Origin of the sequence: Burkholderia sp. BCC1985 (assembly GCF_905339915.1) — a bacterium.
In the GTDB taxonomy this organism is placed as follows: domain Bacteria; phylum Pseudomonadota; class Gammaproteobacteria; order Burkholderiales; family Burkholderiaceae; genus Burkholderia.
Genome location: NZ_CAJPGY010000009.1, coordinates 170,620 through 196,322, shown reverse-complemented (window position 1 = coordinate 196,322; position 25,703 = coordinate 170,620). Strand labels below are relative to the sequence as shown.

Here is a 25,703-nt window from a genome sequence, read left to right as displayed (position 1 = left end):
CAGACGAAACGGCCGACGATCGCGGCCGCGCCCCGGAACCCGCCCGCCGCCTGCGTTCAGAACGTTTCAGCGCGGTTTCAGGAAACGGCGCTGCCGCCAGCGTAGACTGCCCCCATCAGTCGCCGAGCGGGCCACGGACCGCGTGCGCGACACACCTCTCCTGGAGCGACGACATGATCTCCGCCGCGAATCGCTGCCGCCGGACCGGCTTGTCATGGCCGAACCGGTCGGCGATGCACCGTCGCCACCCGGCGGCCCCTGCTGCAATTTCCTGCGCCGGCACGCGCCGGCAAAGCCGCGCGCGCTGGCCCGCCTGTCACGGCAAGCGGATCCGCGCCGCGGCGTGCGAACCGCACGGCCGGCGTCCGCTCCGTTGCCCCGCCGACCGCATGACGCCGGAACCGGCTCGCCGGGAGTACGCATGAAGCACAAACGACTCTGGTTCGGCGCGGCGGTTGTCGCGGTCGTCGGTCTCGCGGTCGCGATCGGCATCATGGTCCGGCCGTCGATCGCGCCGGTTGATCCGCCCGCGCGCACGTCTTTCGATCCGCAACTCGTGCGCGCGGGCGCACGCGTCGTCGCGCTCGGCGACTGCGTCGTGTGCCACACCGCGAAGGACGGCAAGCCGTTCGCCGGTGGCCTGCCGCTCGCGACACCGTTCGGCACGATCTACGCGACCAACATCACGCCGGATGCCGACACGGGCATCGGCCGCTGGTCGCAGGCCGCGTTCGCGCGCGCGCTGCGCAGCGGCATCGCCCGCGACGGCCATCCGCTCTACCCGGCGTTTCCGTACATCCATTTCACGCGGATGTCCGACCAGGACATCGAGGCCGCATACGCGTACCTGATGACGCGCGAACCGGTGCAGACGAAGACGCCGGCGAACGACCTGATCTTCCCGCTCAACTTCCGGCCGCTGGTCGCGTTCTGGAACGTGCTGTTCCTGCGCGAGGGCGCGTACCAGCCCGATCCGTCGCAATCCGCGCAATGGAATCGCGGCAAGATGCTCGTCGACGGCCTCGGGCACTGCGCGTCCTGCCATTCGCCGCTGAACGCAATCGGCGGCGAACAGGCCGGCAAGGCGTTCGACGGCGGCATCGTCGACGGCTGGGACGCGCCGCCGCTCAACACGCTCGGCAACGCGGCCCGGCCGTGGACGCAAGCGCAACTGGTCACGTACCTGCGCACCGGCCGCGCGAGCGAGCACGGCGCGGCTGCCGGACCGATGCTGCCGGTCACGCGCGATCTCGCGACGGTGCCGGCGGAAGACGTCGAGGCGATCGCCGCGTACATCCTGTCCATCCAGAAGCCGGCCGCCGCGCGTCCCGCAACGACGGCCACCGCGGAACACGGCCCGACGACGCCGGCCGCGCAGCGCGGCGCGGTGCTGTTCCAGGCGTCGTGCGCGCAGTGTCACGGGCCGGCCTCGCCGATGCAGTCGATCGGGGAGCGGCCGACGCTCGCGTTCAGCACGGCCATCCATGCCGACACGCCGCGCAACGCGATCCAGATGATGTTCAACGGCATCGGCTGGCACGGCGAGGACACGCTGAACTACATGCCGTCCTACCTCGACCAGTACGACGACGCGCAGATCGCGGATCTCGCCGCCTACCTGCGCGAGACGTATTCCGATCGCCCCGCATGGAGCGGCATCGACACCCTAGCCGCGAAGCTCAGAAAGGAGGACCGCGCACCATGATCGCCCTCACCGTGAATGGCGTGCGGCACACGCTCGACATCGATCCGTCGACGCCGCTGCTGTACGCGCTGCGCAACGACCTGCACCTGCACGGCGCGAAATTCGGCTGCGGCCTCGGGCAATGCGGCGCATGTACCGTGATCGTCGACGACAAGCCGATGTTCTCGTGCCTGATTCCGGTCGCCGCGCTCGGCGAGCGCCGCGTCAGAACCGTCGAAAGCCTCGGCACGGCCGACCGTCCGGGCAAGCTTCAACAGGCGTTCATCGACCACCAGGCGGCGCAGTGCGGCTACTGCATCGCGGGCATGATCATGCGTGCGCAGGCGCTGCTCGAACGCAACCCGAAACCGACCGAACGCGAGCTGCGCACCCACATGGAACCGAACCTGTGCCGTTGCGGCACCCACATGCGGATCCTGGCCGCCGTGCGCCAGGTCGCGGGCCTGCCGCAGCCGGAACCGTCCGCCGCGCCGGTCATGATCAGCAAGGGAATCTGATGAACGCACCCGACGACATCGACGAAGGCCGCCGGCACTTCATGGTCTCCGGCGCGCTCTTCGTCGCGTTCAGCCTCGCGCCGGCCGCGCGCGCGGCCGCCGAAGTCGTGATCGCGGACGAAGGCGCCGCCGTCCACGTCGCGAAGGCCACCGAAACGCTGGCCGGCAGCCTCAAGACCAACCCGCTGCTCGACGCGTGGATCAAGATCGCGCCCGACGGCAAGGTCACCGTGTTTACCGGCAAGGTCGAGCTCGGCACCGGCGTGCGCACCGCGTTGCTGCAGGTGGCCGCCGAGGAGCTGAACATGAAGCCCTCGCTGATCACGTTCCTGACCGCCGACACCGGCGCGTCGCCGGACGAGGGCCTGACGGCCGGCAGCCACACGATGGCGGACAGCGGCTCCGCGCTGCTGAACGCCGCCGCGCAGGTGCGCGGGCTGCTGGTCGACGGCGCGGCGAAGCAGTTCGGCGTCGATCCGCGCACGCTCACCGTCGCCGATGCCGTCATCAAGGCGCCGGACGGCCGCACGATGCGCTACGGCGACGCGGTGCGCACCGTCGACCTGCACCGCAACGCGACGCCGACCTCGCCGCTGAAGCCCCCGGCCACGTTCACCGTGATCGGCACGTCGCTGCCGCGCGTCGACATCCCGAACAAGGTCACGGGCGGCGTCAGCTACGTGCAGGACATGGAACTGCCGGGCATGCTGCACGCGCGCGTCGTGATGCCGCCGGTGTACGACGCGGCGCTGCAGTCGTTCGACGAAGCCGCGATCCTGAAGATGCCGGGCGTCGTGCGGATCGTGCGCAACGGCAGCATGCTCGCGGTCGTCGCGCACGGCGAATGGCAGGCGGTCGTCGCGCAGCGCGCGCTGGCCGCAAGCTGCCGCTGGTCCGGCGGCCGCGCGCTGCCCGATCGCGCGACGGTCCACGCGGAGCTGAAGCGAATCGCGACCCAGCGCATCGAAATCGCCAACACGCATGCGCCCACCGCGCCTGCGACGAAGACGCTGTCCGCCACGTTCCTGAAGAACTACCTGCTGCACGGCTCGATCGGGCCGTCGTGTTCGGTCGCGCATCTCGAGAACGGCACGCTGACGGTGTGGACCCACTCGCAGGGCGTCTACCCGCTGCGCGACGCCCTCGCCGAGATGCTGTCGCTGCCGAAGGCGAGCGTGCGCTGCATTCACACCGAGGGTTCCGGCTGCTACGGGCACAACGGCGCGGACGATGCGGCCGCGCATGCGGCGCTGATCGCGGCGGCGATGCCCGGCAAGCCGATCCGCGTGCAATGGATGCGCGAGCAGGAACATACGTGGGATCACTTCACGCCGGCGATGGTCACCGAGCTCAGCGCGTCGCTCGACGCGGGCGGTCGCATCGTCGACTGGAACTATGCGCTGTGGAGCAGTTCGCACAACGAGCGCATCGTCAACGCCGGCCGGCTGCTGCCCGCGCGGATGCTCGAGCCGCCGTTCGTGTCCGCGCCGTCGACGCCGATGCTGCAGCCCGAGGGCGGCGGCGATCGCAACGCGATCCCGCTCTACGCGCTGCCCAACATGCACATCGTCAACAACTTCTCGCCGACGATGCCGCTGCAGACTTCCGCGATGCGCTCGCTCGGCGCGCACACCAACGTGTGGGCCATCGAGAGCTTCATGGACGAGCTCGCGCACGCCGCCGGCGTCGATCCGGTCGAATTCCGCCTGCGCCACATGCAGGACCCTCGCGCGCGGCAGGTGATCCAGCTCGCCGCGGCCCGGTTCGGCTGGCCGCGGCCGCCGCGCGCGCGCAACCGCGGCGTCGGCTTCGCGTTCGGCAAGTACAAGAACCTGATGGCCTACGTCGCGATCGCGATCGAGATCACGGTCGAGCCGGAGACGGGCCACGTGACGCTCGATCGCGCGGAAGTCGCGGTCGACGCCGGCCAGGTCGTGTCGCCGGACGGCATCCGCAACCAGATCGAGGGCGGCATCGTGCAGGCCGCCAGCTGGACACTGTACGAGGCGCTGCAATACGATACGCAGCGCATTCGCAGTTTCGACTGGAGCAGCTATCCGATCCTGCGGTTCGGCTCGGCCCCGCAAAGCATCAAGGTGCATCTGATCAATCGCCCCGGTGCGCCGTTCCTCGGCGCGGCCGAGGCGTCGATGGGGCCGACCGCCGGCGCGCTGGCCAACGCGATCTTCGACGCGACCGGCCAGCGCATGCGCGAAATGCCGTTCGCCGGCGATTCGCTCAGGAAACGGATCGACGCATAGCCGCACCTCACAACCGACCGCGCCGGCACGGACCGGCGCCGGCAACCCGACAGGCTGGAGATTTCTGAACGATGGATACCTTGCTTTCGATGCGCGTGTTCACGCGCATCGTCGAGACGGGCAGCTTCACGCGCGCGTCGGACACCACCGGGCTCACGACGCCGCGCGTGTCCGCGCTGCTGAGCACGCTCGAACAGCATCTCGGCTGCCGGCTGCTGAACCGCACGACGCGCCGCATCTCGCTGACCGAGGACGGGCAGGCCTATTACGAACGCTGCGTCGGCGTGCTGCGCGAGATCGACGACATGGAAGCGGCCGTCTCGCAGGCGCGCAACGTGCCGCGCGGCCGCCTGAAGGTGAACCTGCCGCCGGCGATGGCGAAACAGATCATGGTGCCCGCGCTGCCCGAATTCCTCGCCGCCCACCCGGGCATCTCGGTCGAACTCGGCGTGACGGACCGGCAGATCGACCTCGTCGGCGAGGGGGTCGATTGCGTCGTGCGCATCGGCGCGCTCGACGACTCGGGGCTGGTCGCGAAACGGATCGGCAGCCTCACCACCTGCACCTGCGCGGCCCCCGCGTATCTCGAGCGCTGCGGCGCGCCCGACACGGTGGACGACCTCGCGCAGCACATCGCGGTCAGCCACATGTCGGCCGATACGGGCCGGCCGCGGCCGTGGGACTACGTCGTCGACGGCGAGACGCGCATCATCCAGATGTGCGGCACGGTCGCGGTCAACGACGCCGACACCTACATCGCATGCGGCGTCGCGGGGATCGGCCTGATCAAGACCTCGCTGTACCTGGTCGAGCCGTACCTGAAATCGGGGCGCCTGCGCGAGGTGCTGACCGATTTCAACACGCCGCCGCGGCCGATCTCGATCCTGTATCCGCCCAACCGCCACACGCCCGTCAAGCTCAAGGTCTTCGTCGACTGGCTCGCCGGCCTGTTCGCGCAGATCCCGACGCTGCAGGGCCAGCGAGGCTGAAGGCCGCCCGCGTCGCGCAGCGCATGAATCAAGTGATTTAAGGCGGCGTTTTAGGACAATTCAGCCCGCGCGATCCAGACTGGTTTCATGGGCTTCGCGATCCGCGATATCCGCGCCGGAGGCCCGCGACGAGAGGCCATCATGAAGATCGCGATCGCCGGCGGCTCCATCGCGGGCCTGGCTGCCGCCGTCACGCTGAATTGCATCGGCCACGAAGTCCGCGTCTACGAGCGACGCGACCGGCCGTTTCCCGATCACGGCGGCGGCGTCGCGGTACTGCGCCGCATGACCGCCTTTCTCGACGCACACGGCGGCGGCTACCGGCTCGCGATCGCGACGGTGCCGACGCGCCGCCGGCGCTGGATCGACCGTGCCGGCCGGATCGTCGACGACGCCTGCCAGTGGCTGCCGTTCTCGTCGTGGGACATCGTGTACCGGGCACTGTGCGCGATGCTGCCGGAAGACATGATCCGCCACGACAGCCCGGTCACCGTGGACAGCCGCGACCCGGACGGCGTCGACTTGCGGATCGGCGACGCGCGCGAACGGGTGGACCTGCTGGTCGCGGCGGAAGGCACGGGCTCGCGCGTGCGCACCGCGCTGTTTCCCGACTACGCGCCGCGCTATGCCGGCTATTTCGCATGGCGCGGCGTCGTCGACGAAGCCTCGTTCGATGCGCCGGGCATCGAACTGCTCGTCGAGAACCTGACGCTCCATCGCCAGCCCGGCGAACTGTTCATGGCATTCCAGATTCCCGCAGCCGACGGCAGGCCGGGCGCGCGCACGCGACGCTTCAACTGGATCTGGTATCGCAGCGAAGCGGATCTCGAACAGTTGCGCGGCCATCTGGCCGGGATCGGCGACCGCCCGCCCGGCACCTCGGCCGAACCGGGGCGGTTGTCGATGCGTTCGCACACCGCGCTCGGCGTGCTGGCACGCGAGCGACTGCCGGCGGTGCTGTCGCAACTGGTCGACGCGACCGCAGCACCGACCGTCCAGGCCGTGTTCGATGTGCTGAGCCCCGCGTTCGCCGGCGGCCGCATCGCGCTGGTCGGCGACGCGGCGTGCACGCTGCGGCCCCACTCGGCATCCGGCATGTCGCAGGCGCTCGCCGACGCCGTCACGCTCGCGCAGACGCTGCCGCCCGACGCGCACGACGTCGCGGCGCGGACCGCATCGTGGGCAGCCACGCGCCGGGTCGCGCTGGCCGGCCTCGCCGACGCCGGCATGCGGCGCGCGGCCGAATTCGGCCTCGGTGCCCGCGCATGAACCCGCGCGCGCTCCGGCCCCTTTGCGCGCCGCGCAATGCTCGATTGCGCAGCGGGCGTATTCCCTTGTTATCGATCGATCAATAATCTTGACGGCAATGCGGCGGCTTCCGCTTCGCCGCGACACATCCCGAAACGCCCGACGGACAAACGGGCCCCGACCGCTCTCTTCAAGGAGTCGACCATGTCAGCAGAATCCACCTCGCTCGCGCCCCAGGGGCACGCGGCCAAGCTCACGCAGGGCCTCATCCTGCTGTTCGCGTTCAGTTGCGGCGCGATCGTCGCGAACCTGTACTACGCGCAGCCGATCACCGAACTCATCGCACCCAGCCTGCACATGTCGGGCGAAACCGCGAGCCTCATCGTGTCGCTGACGCAGATCGGCTACGCGCTCGGCCTGTTCTTCATCGTGCCGCTCGGCGACCTGCTCGAAAACCGCAAGCTGATGATCACGACCGCCGTCGTGTCGATCGCGAGCCTCGCGGCGGCGGCGCTGGTGCATACGCCCGGGCCGTTCCTCGCGATCTCGCTGCTGATCGGCTTCAGCTCGGTCGCCGTGCAGATCCTGGTGCCGCTCGCCGCGCACCTCGCGCCCGATCATTCCCGCGGCCGCGTGGTCGGCACGATCATGAGCGGGCTGCTGCTCGGCATCCTGCTCGCGCGCCCGCTGTCGAGCGTGGTGGCCGACGCGTTCGGCTGGCGCTTCGTGTTCGCGGCCGCCGCCGTGCTGATGACGCTCGTGACCGCCGTGCTCGCGCTGACGATCCCGTCGCGCCAGCCCGATCACCGCGCGACCTATTTCGAACTGATCGGCTCGCTGCTGCATCTGGTCCGCACGATGCCGGTGCTGCGCCATCGCGCGTTCTACCAGGGCCTGATGTTCGCGTCGTTCAGCCTGTTCTGGACCGCCGTGCCGGTTGAGCTCACGCGTCACTACGGCCTGTCGCAATCGGCCATCGGCCTGTTCGCGCTGGTCGGTGCGATCGGCGCGACGTCGGCGCCCGTCGCCGGCCGCCTCGCGGATGCCGGGCACACGGTGCGGGCGACGCTGATCGCGCTGGTCGCCGGCGCACTGTCGTATGCGGTTGCACTGGTCCACGGTGCCGGGCTGTACGGCCTCGTCGTCACCGGCATCGTGCTCGACTTCGCGGTACAGATGAACATGGTGCTCGGCCAGCGCGAGATCTACGCGCTGCATGCGGCGAGCCGCAACCGCCTGAACGCGCTGTACATGACCAGCATCTTCGTCGGCGGCGCCGTCGGCTCCGCGCTCGCGAGCCCGCTGTACGAGCATGGCGGCTGGCCGCTCGTCGCGGCCGTCGCCGGCGCGTTCCCGATCGTCGCGCTCGCCCACTACCTCGTGATCGGGCGGCCGCACGCGCAACGCCACGCACAGGCTTGAACCGGCGCCGGCACCGGTTCACGCGCGAATCCCGAGCGGTTGCTTCGCGCACCGGAATGCTGCCGGCACGTCATCTCCGACTTTTCGCAGCGCCAGCCGCCGCACCGGCCGCAACCGGACGACATGCGGCGGCGCCCTGCTCCACTGAAGAGGAATCCTTCATGTCTTCCCTGCTCAGCCACTACGATCTGCGCGGCCTGCCGCTTCCCAACCGTATCGTGATGGGGCCGATGACGCGCTCGCGCGCGCCGTCGCGCGGCCAGCCGACCGAACTCATGGCCGAATACTACGCGCAGCGCGCGTCCGCCGGCCTGATCGTGACCGAGGCGACCAACGTCAGCCCGGCCTCCGCGGCATTCGAACTGACGCCCGGGCTCGTCACCGACGAGCAGGCGGCCGGCTGGCGGCAGATCACGGACGCGGTCCACGCGGAAGGCGGGCGCATCTTCGCGCAGCTGTGGCACGGCGGCCGGGTCAGCTCGCTGACGCTGCTCGGCGGCGCGGCGCCGCTGTCGCCGTCCGGCGTCAACGACGATCTCGAACAGCTGCAAGTGTGGGCGCAGTTGCAGAACGGTTATTACACGAAGATTCACGCGACGCCGTCGCGCGCGATGACGACCGACGAGGTCGCCGCGACGGTCGAGGAATTCCGCCAGGCCGCGCTGCGCGCGAAGGCGGCCGGCTTCGACGGCGTCGAGATTCACGCGGCCAACGGCTACCTGCCGCACCAGTTCCTGTCGTCGACGCTGAACCGCCGCGACGATCGCTACGGCGGCTCGCTCGCGAACCGCGCGCGCTTCCTCGAGGAAATCGTCGACGCGGTCGGCGGCGTGCTGCCGCTCGACCGGGTGGGCGTGCGCATCTCGCCGTACGCGAAGTACAACAACGTGCGCGACGCGGATCCGGATGCGACGTATGCGTACGTCGGCCGCATGCTCGACGAAGCCGGCGTCGCGTATCTGCACGCGGCGGATACCAACGGCTGGAGCGGCGAGCCGGACCTGCCGCGGATCGTCGCCAACACGCGCAACGCGTATCGCGGCACGCTGATCGTCAACGGCGGCATCGCGCCGGAGGCCGCGAATGCGCTGATCGACGCGGGCGACGCCGATCTCGTCGCGTTCGCGCGCGCCTACATCGCGAACCCCGATCTCGTCGAGCGCATCGCGGCGAAGGCGCCGCTCGCCGCGCCGAAGACGGTCGGCTGGTATGGCGGCGACCGCGCGGGTTATGTCGACTATGCGCGTCACGACGCGGCGGGCGCGAACGTTTGAACGTTTGAACGTTTGAACGTTTGAACGTTTGAACGTTTGGGCGCTTGGGCGCTTGGGCGCCTCAGTGCCTGAGCGCTTGGACGCATGGACGTCTGAGCATCTAAACGCCTCAACGCCCCGGCGCCGCAGCAGCGGCCAAGCTGCCACCGCTGCAAGCCCGCGCCACCGGCCCCGAAACGACGCCGTCAAACGTCCTTCCAGCGCGCACCCAGCACGCGCCCACAGAAATTCGGCCGCTGAAAATCCGGGTCGGCACGCTCGAGCACATCGGCGCTCCACGTGCCGAACGTCGACGCCGGCCGGTGCGCGACGCCACGTGCGACCGCATCGAGGAACGCGTCGCCGAACCCGTCTTCGCGCGGATATGCGGCGAGCAGCGCCCGACGCTCGTCCGCCGAATACGCGTCGAAGCCGCTGGCCATCAGGTCAGCCGCCACGGCCTCGGCCAGCGCGCGCGCCAGCGGCGAGACGCGCGCGGCCACACCGGGCGTCGTATGCAGCGCGATCGCGCGCCACACGTCGTCGCACCGGCCCGGCGACATGTGATGCCGCAGCAGGAACGCGTGCGCGGCATCGGCGCTGTCGACCTCGTAGCGCGCGCTCGAGCGGCAATAGGCGGGGCTCAGTCCCATGTTCGCGTACATCGCGGCCACGTACAGCGCATCGGCATCGAGGGTCTCGCCGGCACGGCGCGCGGCAAGCGACGCCAGGACGAACACCCGGCATGCATGACCGGTCAGCACCGGCGGCAACGATGCACACGCCGCTTCGGCCGCTTCGATCGCCATCGGCGTGCGCGGAATGCGAACGCCGGCGACTTCGTCATCGGCGGGTGCGCACGTCGGCGCTCCACTCATCTCGTCTCCTTCTGCCCCGCGCCGGGGCGGAAAATTGTCTGTTCATCGGGCCGCACGCGCCGGCCCGCCGACCTGCCGCCTACGAGGCGACGCCGGGATAACCGAATGCTTCGCACTGCTCGACGACTTCGCGCGCAGCCACCTGCAGGCGCCGCGCGAAACGCGCCGCGGGACCGCGCCCGGCACCGGCGTCCGCGCGGGCGGCAGCGGCGCTGCCGCCGGCCGCTGCGCGCAGCGACACCGCCGCCGCGGGACGACGCCGGCCGAAACCGCCGAATTCGACCACCGGCGACCACGCGGGGCTGACCGGCAACGGCGGCGGCGCCAGCGGCGCGAACTCGTCGTCCGCATGCACGACCTTGCCGCCGACGACCGTCAGCACCGAGGAGAGCGTCTTGATCTGCGCCTCGTCGATCGTGAAGTAGTCGTCCGTCAGCACGGCGAAATCCGCGTACTGGCCGGGCACCAGCGCGCCCTTGCGATCGTCTTCGTTCGAAAACCACGCGCTGCCGACCGTATAGCGGCGCAGCGCTTCCATCCGGCCGAGCCGGTTCCATTCGGGGTAAAGCGCCGTGCCGCCGACGGTGCGCCCGGACACCATCCAGTACAGCGACAGGAACGGGTTGTAGCTCGCGATGCGCGTCGCATCGGTACCCGCGCCGACCGGCAGCCCGGCCGCCAGCATCGCTCGGATCGGCGGCGTGCGCGCGGCCGCTTCCGCGCCGTAGCGCGCGATGAAGTACTCGCCCTGGAACGCCATCCGGTGCTGGACCGTCACGCCGCCGCCGAGCGCGGCGATACGCGCGATGTTCGCATCCGAGATCGTCTCGCAATGATCGAAGAACCAGCGCAGCCCGTCGAACGGCAGCTCGCGGTTCACGGCTTCCAGCACGTTCAGGAAGCGGCCGATCGATTCGTCGTAGGTCGCGTGCAGCCGGAACGGCCAGCGGTGCCGCACCAGCAGCCGGACCACGACAGCCAGTTCCGCCTCGAGCGCGTCGGGCAGGTCGGGGCGCGGTTCGAGAAAATTGCCGAAATCGGCCGCGGAATACACCAGCAGTTCGCCGGCGCCGTTCATCCGCAGGAACGCGTCGCCGTCGCCGGGCTTGGCCAGCGTCACCCACCGCGTGTAGTCGTCGAGCTCGCGCCCGGCCTGCTGCACGAACAGGCTGTATGCGATGCGCACCGTCAGTTCGCCGCGCTTGGCGAGCGCCATGATCGCCGCGTAGTCGTCCGGATAGGCCTGGAAATCGCCGCCCGCGTCGATCGCGCTCGTCACGCCGAAACGGTTCAGTTCGCGCATGAAATGCCGCGTCGAATTGATCTGCTCGTCGTGGCCGAGCTTCGGGGCGCGCTCGAGCACCGCATGCAGGATCCCCATGTCCGGGCGCGCGATCAGCATGCCGGTCGGCCGGCCGAGGCGATCGCGCTGGATCTCGCCGCCGGGCGGATCGGACGTGTCGCGGCCGTAGCCGATCGCGCGCAACGCGGCCGCGTTCAGCAGCGCGCTGTCGCCCAGGTGCAGGATGAAGACCGGCGTGTCGGGCGCGATCGCGTTGAGCTCGGCCACCGTCGGCCCGCGCTTTTCCGCGAACTGGAATTCGGTCCAGCCGCCGACCACGCGCACCCAGTGCGGCGCGGGCGTGCGCAGCACCTGGCGACGCAGCATGCCGAGCGCGTCGGCCAGCGTCGGCACGCCGTCCCAGCGCAGCTCGAGGTTGAAGTTCAGGCCGCCGCGGATCATGTGCAGGTGCGAATCGTTCAGCCCCGGGATCACGGTGCGGCCGTTCAGGTCGATGCGCGGCGTGCCGTCGCGCGCATGGCGCAGCACGTCGCGGCCGCTGCCGCTCGCGAGGATCCGGCCGTCCTTCACCGCGAGCGCGGTCACGAACGACTGCCGCGCGTCCTGCGTCGCGATCTTGCCGTTGTAGACGATGAGGTCCGCCGCTTCGGCGAATGCCGTCGTGTCGAGCACCGTCAGCCCCCCCTGCTCGCGCCGAACGCCGGCATGCGGCCGCACGCGGCATGCACCCGGTTTGACGATACACCGACCATCCCTTCCCCCTTGAACATTGCACGATCAGGCCGCCGCGCCGCGGCGCGCGGACGCGACGGCGCCCGGCGCGGGCCCGGCACGCCGTTACGCCGCCGACTGCATCGCATCCGCCGCCTCGCGTCGCTTGCGCGTCAGGCCCGTCGACGCAGCCGTCTCCGGGCGAACGAAGTTCTGCAGGCGCGCCAGGCGGCGCACGTCGAACGCCCGCGATTGCGGGTCGACATGCCCCGACAGGTCGGCCACCAGCGACGACGCCTGCGCGGTGCGCCCGCGCTCGATCAGGTGATCGGCCAGGTCCAGCGTCGCGCGCAGCGCCCACATCGCGGCACCCTGGCCGTTCGCCGCATGAATCGCCATCAGCAGGTGACGGTGCCCGTCGGCTTCGCACGCGATCGCGAGATCCGGATCGGCGGTGCGGGCCTGTTCGAGCATCGCCAGCCCCCGCGCGCGCAGCAGTTCCGGCACGAACAGATGCTCGCCGTGCGCGCGGCAGCGCGCGAGCGTCGCGTCGAGCTTCGTGCACGCGTCGGCCGCGCGGCCCGTGCGCGTCAACCCTTCCGCGTAGGCGACGACCAGCGGCGCGAGCAGGCGCCGGAAGCCGCTCGCTTCGATGCGCCGCAGCGCGGGCTCGAGCCGTGCGAGCCCGGCGCCGGGATGGCCGGCCTGCATGTCGAACTGCCCGGCGAGACACTCGGCGTGGCTGCGCCAGATGTCGAACCCGTGCGCATCGGCGGTCGAGCGCAGCGTCGCCAGATAATCGGAAATCGCGTCGTGATCGCCGTAGGACAACGCCATCGGCACGGCCGCGGCGCCGAGCACCACGCACAATGCCGGCGCCGAGCCGCTGCGGCGCGCGCATTCGACCGCCTGCGCGGCCTGCCGCATCGCATATTCCGCATCGCCCTGCAGCCAGACGAGCCGCGTCAGCATCGTCCGGCCGAGCGTCGCGACGTCGATGCCCAGCGCCGCCTGCGCACAGGGCGGCTCGCCGGCGACGGCCAGCTCGGCCGTCGCCGCCTCCAGCCGCTCGCGCGCCTGCGCATGCTCGCCGAAGTAATGCAGCGAGGTCGCGACCATCGCGTCCGCCAGCAGCCGCTGCGGCCGGTCACCGCGCCGCTCCGCGGCCCGCTCGAAGCGCGTCGCGTAGCGCAGCGATTCATGAATGTCGGAGCGCGTCAGCATCGTGTTCCACAGCCCGACCAGCGCGCGCGCGTCGAACGCCTCGTCGCCGATCCGGCCCGCGAGACCGAGCGTCCTGTCCCACGTCGCGGCGGCCGTGTGCGTATCGCCGTCGGTATGCAGCAGCGCCGCCGCATAGGCCGCGCGCAGGCGCATCTCGCGTGCCGCGTCGACGGCGCCGTGGGCGCCGGCATCGAGCGCGTCGAGCGCGCGTCTCGCCGGGATCGAACTTTCGCGCATGCGCGCCGGCTCGAGCAACGCATGCGCCAGCGCGTCGATTTCCGCGGCCGGCGGCCCGGCCGCGGCGAGTTCGCGTAGCGGCGCGATGCCCGCGCCGACACCCAGGCTGGCCGCATGCGCGGCCTGGGCCTGGGCCGCCATCGCGGCCTCCGCCTGCTCGCGTTCGTAGCGCGCATGACGTGCGGCGACCGTGTCGAACTCGCCTTCGTTGCGCAGTTTTTCGAGCGCGTACGCGCGGGTGGATTCGGTCAGCCGGTAGCGCGCCTGCGCGCCGTTGAACTCGACGGTCACCAGCGACTTCGCGACCAGTTCGCCGAGCAGCGCGATCATTTCGGCAGACGGCATGCCCGGGTCCATCGCGACATCACGCGCGGCATCGAACGTAAACGGGCCGACGAAGCAGGCCATCCGGCGAAACAGCGACCGCGCGGCCGCATCCAGCAGCACGTAGCTCCAGTCGAACGTGGCGCGCAGCGTCTGATGGCGCGGCAACGCCGAGCGCAGCCCGCCCGTCAGCAGGTTCAGCCGGTCGTCGAGACGCGCCGCGACGACCTCGAGCCCGAGCGTCGCGACCCGCGCGGCGGCCAGCTCGATCGCGAGCGGCAGCCCGTCGAGGCGCCGGCAGATGTCGCCGATCAGCCGCATGCCGGCCGCATCGACCGCGCAATCGGGCGTGGCCGCGCGAACCCGCGCGAGGAACAGCTCGACGGCCGAATGGCGCACGATCTCGTCGACGCCGGCATCGGCGTCCGGCACCGCCAGCGGACTCACGCGAAACACGGCCTCGACCGAGATATGAAGCGGCTCGCGGCTCGTCACGAGCACGCGCAGCGGCGCGGCGTGCGACGTCAGCGTTTCGACGAGGTCGGCCGCCAGGTCGACGACGTGCTCGGCATTGTCGAGCACGAGCAGGCCGCGCGACGCGGCGAAGGCCTCGCCGATCCGTTCGACGGCCGGCACGCCATCCGCGTCGAGCCCGAGTTCCGCGCCGATCGCGCGCAGCACGTCGTCGCGCGTCGCCGCGCGCGCCAGTTCCACGAACAGCACGCGCTCGCCGGCGCGGCCGCGCAGTTCATGCGCGACGCGCTCGGCCAGGCTCGTCTTGCCGATGCCGCCCGCGCCGACCAGCGTGACGACCGATGCCCGCTCGAGCATGTCGACGATCTGCCCGATCTCGGTCTGACGCCCGACGAGCGGCGCCGGATGGGGTGCCGCGGCCGCTTCGGGCGCAACCTCGGACGCGCGCGGCGCCACCGCATGCGCGACCGGCGGGTGCGCGATCAGCAGGTAGCCGCGGCCCGGCACCGTCTTGATCAGGTCGCGGTTCGGGCCCAGCGCCTTGCGCAACGTCGCGACGTGCACCTGCAGCCGGTTCTCCTCGACGATCAGGCCCGGCCACACCGCGTCCATGATGTCGTCCTTCGAGACGAGGGAGCCGTTCGCGCGATGCAATACTTCCAGTATGTCGAGCGCACGCGCGCCGATACGCAACGACGCACCGTGGTCGCGTATGTCGCGCTGCTCGAAATCCACCGACAAATTCCCGATCTGGATCATGGCCGCCTCCAGGTTCCCCACGATGACCGCCATGTGAACACGCGGTTCACCGGGGCGGGGAGTCCGCGCCGGCCTGCACGGCAGGCGGGCGCAGAGTCTCAAAAAGTGGCCCGAGTCTAAACGCCATATCAATAAAAATCTTGAACGAAAATGCACTGGCGCCCCCCGCCTCGGCCCGTGGCGGATACGCGGGCCGCGCGGATATAAATGGGGCGATATCGTTCGACCTGTCGCTTCCGCCAGCGGGTCGAGCGTCGGCGCCGGCGCTCGGCCGCACGGCGATTTTTTCGTCAGCAAGCGGACATTTATTCAAGTTATGCTGAGCCGGATGTGTGTGCCGTATAAACTTGCACGTAAAACTGCTCGTATGCCGTACCCCATTGAAGGACGTTCCGTCATGTCAGATCCTTTCGCCGCAGTGCCCGCGGCGGTGCCGAAAGATACGCTCGGATGCGTGTCGAGCCTGTTGTCCAAGGATATCGACCGGTCGGTCGGCGGCCTGACGCTCCACCGCAAATGCATGCGCGACGAACACTTCGAGCGCATCGAGATGGCCGCGAGCGATCGCGGCTTCCTGATCGGCGTGTCGCTGAACGACGGCCACCGGCGCACGATCTACGGCGGCGCCGGCAAATCCGAGCGGCGGTTCCAGCACGACTCGATCTATATTCGCGACTTTTCCCGGAATTTCCGCGCCGACCTGTACGGCAAGTTCGATTTCGTGCTGATCGAGCTGTCGCACAGCTATCTCGACCGCCTCGGCCGCGAACACGACGGCACGGCGATCGGTGGCCTGACCTGCGCGCCCGACGTGCAGGACCCGGTGCTCGGCCATCTCGCGCACGCGGTCGCCGACAGCCTCGACGTGCCGGGCGCGCTGAACACGCTGTTCGTCGAGCAGATGGGGGTCGCGATCGGCGCGCATCTCGCCAGCCGCTACGGCAATGCGCAGGCGCGCGACCTGCAGCGCAAGGGCCTGCTGTCGCCGGCCAAGACGGCGCTCGCGAAGGAACTGCTGCTGGAAAAGGCGAACCTCGGCGTATCGATCGAGGAAGTCGCGAGCGAATGCGATCTGTCGCGCGGCTATTTCATCCGCGCGTTCTCGCGCACGACGGGGCGCACGCCGCATCAGTGGCTGCTCGAGCAGCGCGTGATCCGGGCCCGCCATCTGATCGAGACGACCGACATGACGCTCGCGGAAATCGCGGCCGTCTGCGGTTTCGCCGACCAGAGCCACCTGAACCGCATCTTCGCGCGCATCGTCGGCCATCCGCCCGGCGCATGGCGGCGCGGCATGACGCGCTGACACCGTCGCGCACGTCATTCGGTCAGCGCAGCGGCGTCGCGTCGTAGTTGACCGGCACGCCGCCCGCGCGCAGCGCGCGCATGCGCCGCTTCAGTGAGTTCATGTCCGATCCCCCGGTTGCGTGTCGACGTCGCGCGATGCTTGCCGATCCGACAGTCGGCCGGGCCTGTACGCGCGACATCGAGCCTACCGGCCGCTCGCGCCCTTGTCCTGAGGCGGACATGAAACGTTCTGAAGCCGGGCCGGAACGGCACCGGCCGGGCTTCAGGGCACCGCTTCAAGGCACCGCTTCAGGCTACCGCTTCAGGCTACCGCGTCATGCGCGCGCTGCGCGGCCAGCAACGCGCCGCGAAACACGGCGGTCGGCTGCGCGCCGCTGACGACGGTGGATCCGATGCGCGTCGACGGCACCGACGCGATGCCTGCGCGCACCGCGTCGGCCTCGAGCGCGATCACCGCGTCGAGCCCTTCGCCGGATGCGAGGAACGCCCGCACCGTATCGCCCGGCAAGCCGGCGCCGATCGCGATCTCGACGAGCACGTCCGCGTCGCCGATATCGCGGCCGTCGCGGAAATACGCGGCGAACAGCGCATCGACGAGCGCGACCGCGCTGCCGCGTTGCTGCGCGAACCATACGAGCCGGTGCGCGAGCCGGGTGTTCGGCGTGCGCGCGATGCGCGCGTGATCGAACACGAGGCCCGCCGCGCGGCCGGCATCGGCCACGTGCGCGTCGAGCGCCTGCGAGCGCGCCCAGCTGCCGAACTTCGCGCTGCGGTACGCCTTGCGGTCCATGCCGCCGGCCGGCATCGTCGGATTCAGTTCGAACGGCACGAACCGGACGCTCACGTAGCCGGCCGGCCCGGCTTCGTCGATCGCCTCCGCGAGCCTGCGCTCGGCGATCCAGCACCACGGGCAGATGAGATCGTAGGTGACAGTGACTTCGACGGCATGCATTGCGCTCTCCTGTTGATTGCAGTCCGAAGATAGCGCTTGCCGACCGACGATAGAATGCGAACGGCACGCAACGCATCGTTGCGGCACGCACAACGACACCGACGTACGAGGCAACGACATGGACAAATTCTCCGCGCTGCGCGCGTTCGTGGAAGTGGCGGAAGCCGGCGGCTTCTCGAGCGCGGGACGGCGTCTCGATCTCGCGGCCTCGTCGGTGGTGCGCGCGGTGGATGCGCTCGAGGCATCGCTCGGCACCGCGCTGCTGAACCGCACGACGCGCCAGGTCACGCTGTCGGATGCCGGCTCGCTCTACTACGCGCGCGCGAAGCGGCTGCTCGAGGAACTCGCGGAAGCGGACGCGCTCGTCGCCGATCGCGGCGACGAGCCGTCCGGGCCGCTGCGCGTGTCGGTGCCGGTCGCGTACGGCGTGCGCCGCATCGCGCCGCATGTCGCGGCCTTCCTCGCGCGCCATCCGAAACTCGACCTCGACCTGCAGCTCACCGACGAACGCGTCGATCTCGTCGCCGGCCGGATCGACGTCGCGATCCGGCTCGGCGAAGCGGCGCCTTCCGCGGAGGTCGTCGCACGGCAGCTCGCGACGTTCCAGCGCTATGTCGTCGCGAGCCACGACTATCTCGACGCGCACGGCACGCCGGCAACGCCGGGCGAACTGGTCGATCACGCGTGCGTGCGCTTTCACTTCGGCGGCGATCAGCAGGCGTGGTCGTTCGCCGATGCGCGCGGCACGACGCGGGTGCTGGTCGCCGGGCGCCTGAAATCGAATCACAGTGAAGTGTTGCGCGAGGCCGTGCTCGACGGCGCCGGCATCGCGCTGCTGCCCGACTGGCTCGTCGATGCCGATGTCCAGTCGGGCCGCCTGCGCAGGCTGTTCGAAGCGTACGACGTCACACCCGATGCGGCGCGCTCGGTCGTGACCGCGCTGTACCTGCCGAATCAGCGCGGCTCGAAGCGCGTCACCGCGTTCATCGATTTCGTCGAGGCGCTGGCACGCGCGCAGCCGTGAGCCGCGCGACGCGGTGCGGATTGCCGCGTTACCAGCCGAACTTCGCCTCCATGCCGACGTAGTCGGCATTGCGCGCGCCGAGCGCGCGAATCGAATCGGCGACCTGGAAATGCACGGCCTCGACCGCCAGCGCCACGTTCGCATTGACGAGCCAGTCGACGCGCGCCTGCGCATACATGCCCGTGCGCGCGCCGCCCTTGCCGGCCGTGCCGGGCACCGCCTGCATCCCCTGCCCGTAGATCGCGTCGGCGGTCGTCTGGCGCCACTGGAAACCGACCGCGGTCAGCACCGTCACGTTGCTGGCCGGCTTGAACGTCAGCGACGGCTTCACATGGATCAGGTTGCTGTAGCCGGTGTAGCCGGCGAGCGTGAAGTAATAGCCGTTCGGGAACAGCGGATTGAACGTGCCCATGCGCCCGTCGCCGGGATGCTTGTCGCCCGACGCGCCGTCGACCTGAATGCCGATGCGCGGCGTGCCCGGCGCTTTCGCGAACGTGTAGCCGCCGAGCGCGCCGAACGCCCATGCGCCGATCGTGTCCTGGCCGATGTGGCCGGTCTGCAGCATCGCTTCGGCGTCCCAGTCGAACCCGGAAGACTTGCCCGCGTAGCGCATGTCGAACACGTCGCGCCGCTCGGTGCCGGCGCCGGCGAGATAGCGCGCGTTGTCGCGCGTATAGCGTGACCAGTAGGCCGACAGTTCGCCTGGGCCCACGGCGTTGTGCTCGATCCGCACGCCGTCGAAGCGCAGGTGCCGATTCGACACGTCGTCGAACACCGCGTCGTTGCGATATTGCACCGGGCGCGTCACATAGCCGATCAGCCGCCAGTTGCCGATTTCGTAATCCGCCCACAGCGCGTCGAATGCCTGGCGCACGTTCGGGCCGTCCCGCACCGACACGAACCGCTGCAGGTCGTACGCCATCTCCTGCCGGCCGACACGCGCCTTGAACGTGCCGCCGCCCAGCTGATCGACATACGCGACGAACGCCTGCTCGATGTCAAGCTGATCCTTGTCCACCGTACCGACCGTGTCCTTGCCGAACGGCCGCGCATCGACGAACTGGACGAACGCCTGGAAATTCCCGGCATAACGCAGGTCCGCATGCACCGTCGCGCGCTGGATCACGTAGTTGTCGTCGTGCGCGGCGCCGAGCCCGAACAGCGGCGCGTTGTTCAGCTCGAAACGCTCGCGCAGGTTCGCGCCGAGCGACAGGTAGGTCGACGGGTCGCCGCCGAGCGGGATGTACTTCAGCCCGTCGAGCGGCTTGCGCGGCACGCACGGATTCGCAAGCACCGACCAGTCTTCCTGCCAGCGGTTGAACAGCACCGCGGGCCGCTTCGCGGTGCACGTCGTGCCGGCGGCCGAGGTCGGCGCCGGCACCGGCGCCGCGGTGTCCTCGGCGGCGGCCGCCGTCCCGGCGTACGTCGCGACGCCGCCCGCCAGCACAGCGGCCGGCAGCACGCCCCGCCACGCTCGCCTCATCGCCCGATGCGCCATTACTTCGACCGCGCGTGGATCTCGGCGACGTAGCCGCCCGGGAACTGCACGAGCGCCGCATCGCGCCCGTCCGACGTGAAGGGCGGCACCAGCACGGTCACGCCGGCGGCCTTGGCCTTCTCCAGCGTGGCGGCGAGGTCCGGCACTTCGTAGCCGGTCATTTCGCGCCCGAACGGATACGGCAGACGGCCGTCGGTCGCCAGCACCGTCATCTTGCCGAAGCCCGACTCGATGCGGATGCGGCGATACGTGTCGTTCGGCCGGCCGATCTCGATGCCCGGCGCCTTGCGCACGTCGGACACGACCTTGCCGCGCGAGAACGCGACGAAGTCGTGCACCAGCTTGCTCGCGCTTTCCGGCGACACGTACACGCGGTTCTCCGGCACCGTCTGCAGCGGGTCGTAGTGCGGCGCCTGGGTGTGCCAGTACAGCTGCATGTTCACGCCGCCCGGCCAGCGGATGATCGCGTCGCGACCGATCGGATCGGGGAACGTGTCGACGACCACGTCCGCGCCGTGCGCGCGCGCCGATTTCATCGCGACGTCCATGTCGGTGACGAGATAGCCGGTGCGCTCCTCGCAGAACGGATACGGGATCGGCGTCTTGAAGCCGAACACCGAGATCGTGCCGACCGGCGTCAGCACGAGCTGCGACATCGTCTGGCTCGGCGTCGGCGTGACCTGGAACACGCCCTGTTGCGACTTCTTGCCGCCGAACGTCGCGACGAAGCTGTCGGTGAAGCGGTCGAAGTCTTCCGGCGCGACGCACACGTGCGTCGTGTCGTATTGCGGGCCGACCGCGACGGCCGGCACCTTCCCTGACGAGGTATCGAGCAGGCGCGTCTCGTCCGCGTGGGCCGGCGCGCTCGCCAGCAATGCGCCGAACATGGCCGTCGATGCGGCCATCATCCGCAATACCTGTCGCAACTTCAGTGCAATCATCGAAATCTCCTTGAAAATGACAAGCGCGGCCATACGCCGCGCGCGGATTCAGCGTGACGCCGGCCCGTCGTCGGGCCGGCCGGATCGATAGGCGAGGAAGCACAAGGCCGCGAGCGGCAACGCCAGCGCCCAGAACGCGGCGGACACGTAGGCCGCGGCCCCCGCGCCGGCCCCGAGCGCGAAGCCCGCGACCGGCGGCAGCGTGCGCCGCAGCCGCACGCGCGCGGCTTCGCGTTCGGCCGGCGCGGCGAGCGGCACGAGCCAGTCGAATGCATCGATCACCGCCTGCGTGACGTTGCCCGTCATCACCGTGTTGGCGACGACCGAGCGCGCCGTCAGCCGGCCGTGCGCGTTCTGGACGCCCATCGCCGCGGCGCCGAGCAGGCCGCACAGGATCGTGCGCGGTGCGTCGGCGTCCGCGATCGGCGACGCCATCACGCCGGCCAGCATGAACCCGGCCAGCAGCACGGCCTGCAGTGCATACAGCGAACGCGCGCGCGGGCCGTGGCCGAGCGAACGCATCCGGTGGTCGAGCACGCGCGCGCCGACGATGCCGGCGATGAAGGCCGGGAATGCGAGCCACTTGATCACGAGCCCTTGCCCGACGCCGGCCAGCCCCGAGCCGATCAGGATGAAATTGCCGGTGACGTGCGCGGTGAACAGGCCGAACAGCGCGACGAAGCCGAGCGTGTCGACGTAGCCGGCGATCGACGCGAGAAACACGTCTTCGCCGCGCACGTGGTCGGGCGCCGCGGCCGCGGTTACCGGCTGCGTCGGCATGGCCCGGCTTCCTGGATGGCGACGGTTGCGCCGGCGCACGTGCTGCCTGCGTCCGGCGAGTTCAGATAACGCATGTTCCGCTCCGGTTACGCCGAACGGCCCGGGGGCGCCGACTGGCGTCCGGTCCCAACGGCGGTTCGGAAGCAAGACTAGTTAAGGAACGTCTTAATGTCATGGCGGCGGCCCTGAATTTTCCTGAATATGCCGCCCGGACGCCCGGCCGGACTGCGGGGTCGACGCGACGCGGTACGCTTAGGCAAACGCTCCCGCATCGCAGCGACCTCGGCGCAGCGATCGGCCCGCACGGTCCGATCGTGTTATTTTTCGATCGATAGCTTAAGTGCGCCATCAGGAGCCGATGCATGACCGAAAGAAAACGCAGCACGCCGGCCCGCGAGCGCGGGACGGACGCCGACGGCAACGCCGTCACGCCGGGCCGCCGGCTCGCGCCGGAAGCGCGCGAGCGGCAAATCGTCGAGAAGGCGATCGAGCACTTCGCGACGCACGGCTTTTCCGGCAGCACGCGCGAACTCGCGCGGCAAATCGGCGTCACCCAGCCGCTCTTGTACCGGTACTTCCCGAGCAAGGAAGCGCTGATCGACCGCGTGTACGACGAGATCTACACGTGGAACTCCGACTGGGAAAAACTGATCGCGGACCGCACGGTCCCGCTGCAGGAACGGCTCGTCACGTTCTATCGCGCGTACGCGCAAACCATCCTGCGGCGCGAATGGATCCGCACCTTCATCTTCGCGGGGCTCAGCCGCGAGGGCTTCAACACGCGCTACCTGTCGCGGCTGCGCGAACGCGTGTTCCTGCCGGTGCTGCGCGAGTTGCGGCACGAGTACGACATCGCGACGCCGGCGACCGAGGCACAGCGCAACGCGGAAATCGAACTGGTCTGGAGCCTGCACGCGAGCATCTTCTATTTCGGCGTCCGCAAGTGGGTCTATGGCCTGCCGGTGCCCGACGATCTCGACACCGAAATCGAACGGCTGGTCGATGCGTTTCTCCACGGCACGCCCGCGACGCTGAAGCAGCTCGCATCCGGCGCGGGCGGCCGGCGCCGCCGGCGCGCGTAATCCGGGCCGGCGCGCGCCGCCAGACGATTTCAGAACAATTTATCCGGCGCGCCGATCGCTTCGCCTATCCTCGAACGGCATCTGCGCCCGCCTCCGGCTGCGCGCACACCGAACCGGACAGGGACCACCCGATGACCCACGACGCGCCTTCGATCACGCATCACACCGTCACCGCGAACGGCATCCGCCAGCACTACATCGATGCCGGCAGCGGGCCGGCCGTCGTGCTGCTGCACGGCTTCCCGGAAACCAGCTTCGCGTGGCGCTTCCAGATCCCGGCGCTCGCGCGGCGCTACCGCGTGATCGCGCCCGACCTGCGCGGCTACGGCGAAACCGACAAGCCGGCCGCCGGCTACGACAAGCGCAACATGGCGCGCGATCTCGCCGGCCTGCTCGATGCGCTCGGCATCGGCCGCATCGCGCTCGTCGGCCACGATCGCGGCGCGCGCGTCGCGACGCGCTTCTCGAAGGACTTCCCCGAGCGCGTCGACCGGCTCGTCGTGATGGACAACGTGCCGACGCGCATCGTCGCGCAGAACATGACCGCGCAAACCGCGCGCGCGTACTGGTTCTTCCTGTTCCATCAGGTGCCCGACCTGCCCGAGGCACTGATCGCCGGCAAGGAAGCCGAGTGGCTGAGCCATTTCTTCGCCGACTGGTGCTACAACCCGCACGCGATCTCCGGCGACGCGTTCGACACGTACGTGCGTGCGTACCGGCGCCCGGGCGCCGTGCGCGGCGCGCTGGCCGACTACCGCGCGAACGCGGAAGACGTGCAGCAGGATCTCGTCGACGCCGACGTCCCGATCGCCTGCCCGACGATGGCCATCTGGGGCGAGGATTTCTACGCGGTCGGCAAGCTGTTCGACATGAAGTCCGTGTGGGAAAGCATGGCGACGAACCTGCGCGCCGAGCCGATCGCGCAGTGCGGGCACCTGCCGCAGGAGGAGCAGCCGGAGCGCGTGAACGCGTTGCTGCTCGACTTCCTCGCGCACTGGGAAGGTTGAACCGCCGCGTGCGGCGAATCATCGGGGGAAAGCAATCATGAGCGATGTTTCGGGCCCGTCGGCGATCGTCGTCGGCGGATCGGTGGGCGGACTGTTCACGGCCACCGCGCTGCGTGCGGCCGGTTGGCGCGTCAAGGTGTTCGAGCAATCGCCGAACGATCTCGACAGTCGCGGCGGCGGCATCGTGCTGCAGCCGCCGATCGAGCGCGCGTTCGCATTCGGCGGCGTGCCGGTGCCGCGCGATGCGGGCGTCGATTCGGGCGACCGGATCTACGTCGACGAACACGACCGGATCGTGCAGCGCTTTTACATGCCGCAGACGCAGACCGCATGGAACGTGATCTATACGGCGCTGAAGCGCGCGCTGCCCGCCGACGTCCTGCACGCCGGCGTCGCGTTCGACCGGTTCGAGCAGGACGGCGCGCGCGTGGTCGCGCATTTCTCGGACGGCCGCGTCGAGCAGGCCGACCTGCTGGTCGGCGCCGACGGCGGCCGCTCGGCCGTGCGCGCGCAGCTGCTGCCCGATGCGCGGCCCGCATACGCGGGGTATGTCGCGTGGCGCGGGCTCGTCGACGAGCACCTGCTTCCCGACCCGGTGCTGCAGGTGCTGCGCGACCGCTTCACGTTCCAGCAAGGCGACGCCCATCTGTTCCTGACCTATCTGGTGCCCGGCCGCGACGGCGCGATCGCGCCCGGCAAGCGGCGCGTGAACTGGGTCTGGTACCGGCGGCTCGCGCAGGATCGCCTGCCGTCGCTGTTTCTCGGCCAGGACGGCACGCAGCGCGACGGCTCGCTGCCGCCCGGCGCGATGCGCGACGACAACCGGCTCGAACTCGTGAACGCCGGCCGCCGGATGCTCGCACCGACGCTCGCCGCGCTCGTCGACGCGACACAGGCGCCGTTCGCCCAAGCGATCCTCGATCTCGCGGTCGAGCGCATGGCGTTCGGCCGCGCCGTGCTGCTCGGCGACGCGGCCTGCCTCGTGCGGCCGCATACGGCCGCCGGTGTCGCGAAAGCGGCGGAGAACGCGGTCGGTCTTGCCGAGGCGCTGCGCGGCGGCGTGCCCGCCAACGCGTTCGACGCCGCGCTGTCGCGCTGGGAGGCTGCTCAGCTCGCGGCCAATGCGTCGCTGTCCGCGCTCGGCATCTCGCTCGGCACGCGGATCATGGGACGCGCGTGACCGGCCGGCCGCCGTGTGCGGGCTCGATCGTTTGCATCGACCGCCGATTCGTGATTCCAGGTCAAAAATGATTTCGCCGGCGGCCCGTTTTTCCGCGGCGTCGGGATACCTATATTGACAGCACTCGCAACGACGACGACGTGGTTGCGGTTCACTCGACCCGATAGGTACCCATGATGAAAACGCTCGTTTCTTCCACGCTTGCCGCACTGATCATCGCCACGCCGGCCGTTTCGTTCGCGCAGCAGCATGACCGCCCGCTGACCCGCGCCGAAGTGAAGGCCGAAATGGCCCGCCTCGCGGCCGTTGGCTATACGCCGGCACTGGACCACAACCAGTATCCGGTCGCGATCCTCGCCGCCGAAAAGCGGGTGCGTGAAAACGCCGTCGCGCAAGCGGCATCGAACGCGGCTCCGAACACCGCACCGGCAGCCGACACGACCGGCTACGGCAGCGAAGGCACCGGCACCAGCGCATCCGGCCGCGCACTGACGACCAACGGCCGCGACGCGATCTATCGCGGTCATTGAGCGGCATCGACGCGCGCGCGAGCACCTTGCCCGCCACGCGCCCCCGCTCGTCCATCCCCTCCGCATCGCCAGCCCGAATCGCCTGAACCGGCATTCGGGCCGCGCGTCGTCGCGCC

Annotated in this window: 20 protein-coding genes; 13 read left to right on the top strand and 7 right to left on the bottom strand. The window is 70.0% G+C overall.

The annotated features are described in order from the left end of the window. Positions 1–421 precede the first annotated feature (421 nt). From U4Z31_RS11985 to U4Z31_RS11955, 7 genes are all read left to right on the top strand, one after another. A complete protein-coding gene (locus U4Z31_RS11985; protein WP_321810455.1) occupies positions 422–1,705 on the top strand; it encodes a cytochrome c in 1,284 nt (427 codons plus the stop codon). Further along, a complete protein-coding gene (locus tag U4Z31_RS11980; protein WP_321810454.1) occupies positions 1,702–2,202 on the top strand; it encodes a (2Fe-2S)-binding protein in 501 nt (166 codons plus the stop codon). Before U4Z31_RS11985 ends, U4Z31_RS11980 begins: the two co-directional genes overlap by 4 nt. After that, entirely contained in the window at positions 2,202–4,463 is a 2,262-nt protein-coding gene (locus U4Z31_RS11975; RefSeq protein ID WP_321810453.1) for a xanthine dehydrogenase family protein molybdopterin-binding subunit, read from the top strand. Before U4Z31_RS11980 ends, U4Z31_RS11975 begins: the two co-directional genes overlap by 1 nt. A 71-nt stretch (positions 4,464–4,534) precedes the next feature. Then, positions 4,535–5,452, top strand: a complete 918-nt coding sequence (locus tag U4Z31_RS11970) for a LysR family transcriptional regulator (RefSeq protein WP_044847103.1) — start codon at positions 4,535–4,537, stop codon at positions 5,450–5,452. Positions 5,453–5,593: 141 nt separating this feature from the next. Further along, positions 5,594–6,721 carry a hypothetical protein gene (locus U4Z31_RS11965; RefSeq protein ID WP_321810452.1) on the top strand — a complete coding sequence of 376 codons (1,128 nt, stop codon included), beginning with the start codon at positions 5,594–5,596 and terminating at the stop codon, positions 6,719–6,721. A gap of 183 nt (positions 6,722–6,904) precedes the next feature. Next, positions 6,905–8,122: an MFS transporter gene (locus U4Z31_RS11960; RefSeq protein ID WP_321810451.1), complete on the top strand. Its 1,218-nt coding sequence runs from the start codon at positions 6,905–6,907 to the stop codon at positions 8,120–8,122. A 161-nt stretch (positions 8,123–8,283) separates the two neighbouring features. Continuing rightward, positions 8,284–9,396, top strand: coding sequence for an alkene reductase (locus U4Z31_RS11955; protein ID WP_321810450.1), 1,113 nt, complete (start codon positions 8,284–8,286; stop codon positions 9,394–9,396). A 185-nt stretch (positions 9,397–9,581) separates the two neighbouring features. Here U4Z31_RS11955 and U4Z31_RS11950 read toward each other — a convergent pair whose 3' ends face one another. The 3 genes from U4Z31_RS11950 to U4Z31_RS11940 all read right to left on the bottom strand — a co-directional run bounded on the left by U4Z31_RS11950 (position 9,582) and on the right by U4Z31_RS11940 (position 15,285). Then, the gene (locus U4Z31_RS11950; protein ID WP_321810449.1) at positions 9,582–10,253 is read right to left on the bottom strand and encodes a phosphohydrolase; all 672 of its coding nucleotides are present in this window, start codon (positions 10,251–10,253) and stop codon (positions 9,582–9,584) included. A gap of 79 nt (positions 10,254–10,332) precedes the next feature. Beyond that, the gene (locus U4Z31_RS11945; RefSeq protein ID WP_321810474.1) at positions 10,333–12,228 is read right to left on the bottom strand and encodes an amidohydrolase; all 1,896 of its coding nucleotides are present in this window, start codon (positions 12,226–12,228) and stop codon (positions 10,333–10,335) included. A 165-nt stretch (positions 12,229–12,393) separates the two neighbouring features. After that, the gene (locus U4Z31_RS11940; RefSeq protein WP_321810473.1) at positions 12,394–15,285 is read right to left on the bottom strand and encodes an ATP-binding protein; all 2,892 of its coding nucleotides are present in this window, start codon (positions 15,283–15,285) and stop codon (positions 12,394–12,396) included. Between the two features lie 397 nt (positions 15,286–15,682). On the opposite strand from U4Z31_RS11940, the gene U4Z31_RS11935 reads away from it, so the two are divergent. Then, on the top strand, positions 15,683–16,591 hold the full coding sequence (locus tag U4Z31_RS11935) for an AraC family transcriptional regulator (protein ID WP_321810448.1): 909 nt from the start codon (positions 15,683–15,685) through the stop codon (positions 16,589–16,591). A gap of 303 nt (positions 16,592–16,894) precedes the next feature. On the opposite strand, the gene U4Z31_RS11930 is transcribed toward U4Z31_RS11935, so the two are convergent. Next, complete coding sequence (locus U4Z31_RS11930; protein WP_321810447.1) at positions 16,895–17,545, bottom strand: DsbA family oxidoreductase; 651 nt, start codon at positions 17,543–17,545, stop codon at positions 16,895–16,897. A 118-nt stretch (positions 17,546–17,663) separates the two neighbouring features. Between U4Z31_RS11930 and U4Z31_RS11925 the strand changes: the two genes are divergently transcribed. Then, on the top strand, positions 17,664–18,569 hold the full coding sequence (locus U4Z31_RS11925; RefSeq protein WP_321810446.1) for a LysR family transcriptional regulator: 906 nt from the start codon (positions 17,664–17,666) through the stop codon (positions 18,567–18,569). Positions 18,570–18,597: 28 nt separating this feature from the next. Here U4Z31_RS11925 and U4Z31_RS11920 read toward each other — a convergent pair whose 3' ends face one another. Genes U4Z31_RS11920 through U4Z31_RS11910 form a run of 3 tightly spaced genes read right to left on the bottom strand, consistent with a single transcriptional unit; the run spans position 18,598 to position 21,788 of the window. After that, positions 18,598–20,052 carry an alginate export family protein gene (locus tag U4Z31_RS11920; protein WP_321810445.1) on the bottom strand — a complete coding sequence of 485 codons (1,455 nt, stop codon included), beginning with the start codon at positions 20,050–20,052 and terminating at the stop codon, positions 18,598–18,600. A 14-nt stretch (positions 20,053–20,066) separates the two neighbouring features. Continuing rightward, on the bottom strand, positions 20,067–21,008 hold the full coding sequence (locus U4Z31_RS11915; RefSeq protein WP_321810444.1) for a glyoxalase: 942 nt from the start codon (positions 21,006–21,008) through the stop codon (positions 20,067–20,069). Between the two features lie 48 nt (positions 21,009–21,056). After that, the gene (locus tag U4Z31_RS11910; protein ID WP_044847097.1) at positions 21,057–21,788 is read right to left on the bottom strand and encodes a YoaK family protein; all 732 of its coding nucleotides are present in this window, start codon (positions 21,786–21,788) and stop codon (positions 21,057–21,059) included. Between the two features lie 362 nt (positions 21,789–22,150). On the opposite strand from U4Z31_RS11910, the gene U4Z31_RS11905 reads away from it, so the two are divergent. From U4Z31_RS11905 to U4Z31_RS11890, 4 genes are all read left to right on the top strand, one after another. Further along, a complete protein-coding gene (locus U4Z31_RS11905) occupies positions 22,151–22,870 on the top strand; it encodes a TetR/AcrR family transcriptional regulator (protein ID WP_044847096.1) in 720 nt (239 codons plus the stop codon). Positions 22,871–23,001: 131 nt separating this feature from the next. Beyond that, complete coding sequence (locus U4Z31_RS11900) at positions 23,002–23,877, top strand: alpha/beta hydrolase (protein WP_321810443.1); 876 nt, start codon at positions 23,002–23,004, stop codon at positions 23,875–23,877. A gap of 37 nt (positions 23,878–23,914) precedes the next feature. Next, complete coding sequence (locus U4Z31_RS11895) at positions 23,915–25,057, top strand: FAD binding domain-containing protein (protein ID WP_321810442.1); 1,143 nt, start codon at positions 23,915–23,917, stop codon at positions 25,055–25,057. Positions 25,058–25,230: 173 nt separating this feature from the next. Beyond that, a complete protein-coding gene (locus tag U4Z31_RS11890; RefSeq protein ID WP_321810441.1) occupies positions 25,231–25,587 on the top strand; it encodes a DUF4148 domain-containing protein in 357 nt (118 codons plus the stop codon). The last annotated feature ends 116 nt before the right edge of the window (positions 25,588–25,703 follow it).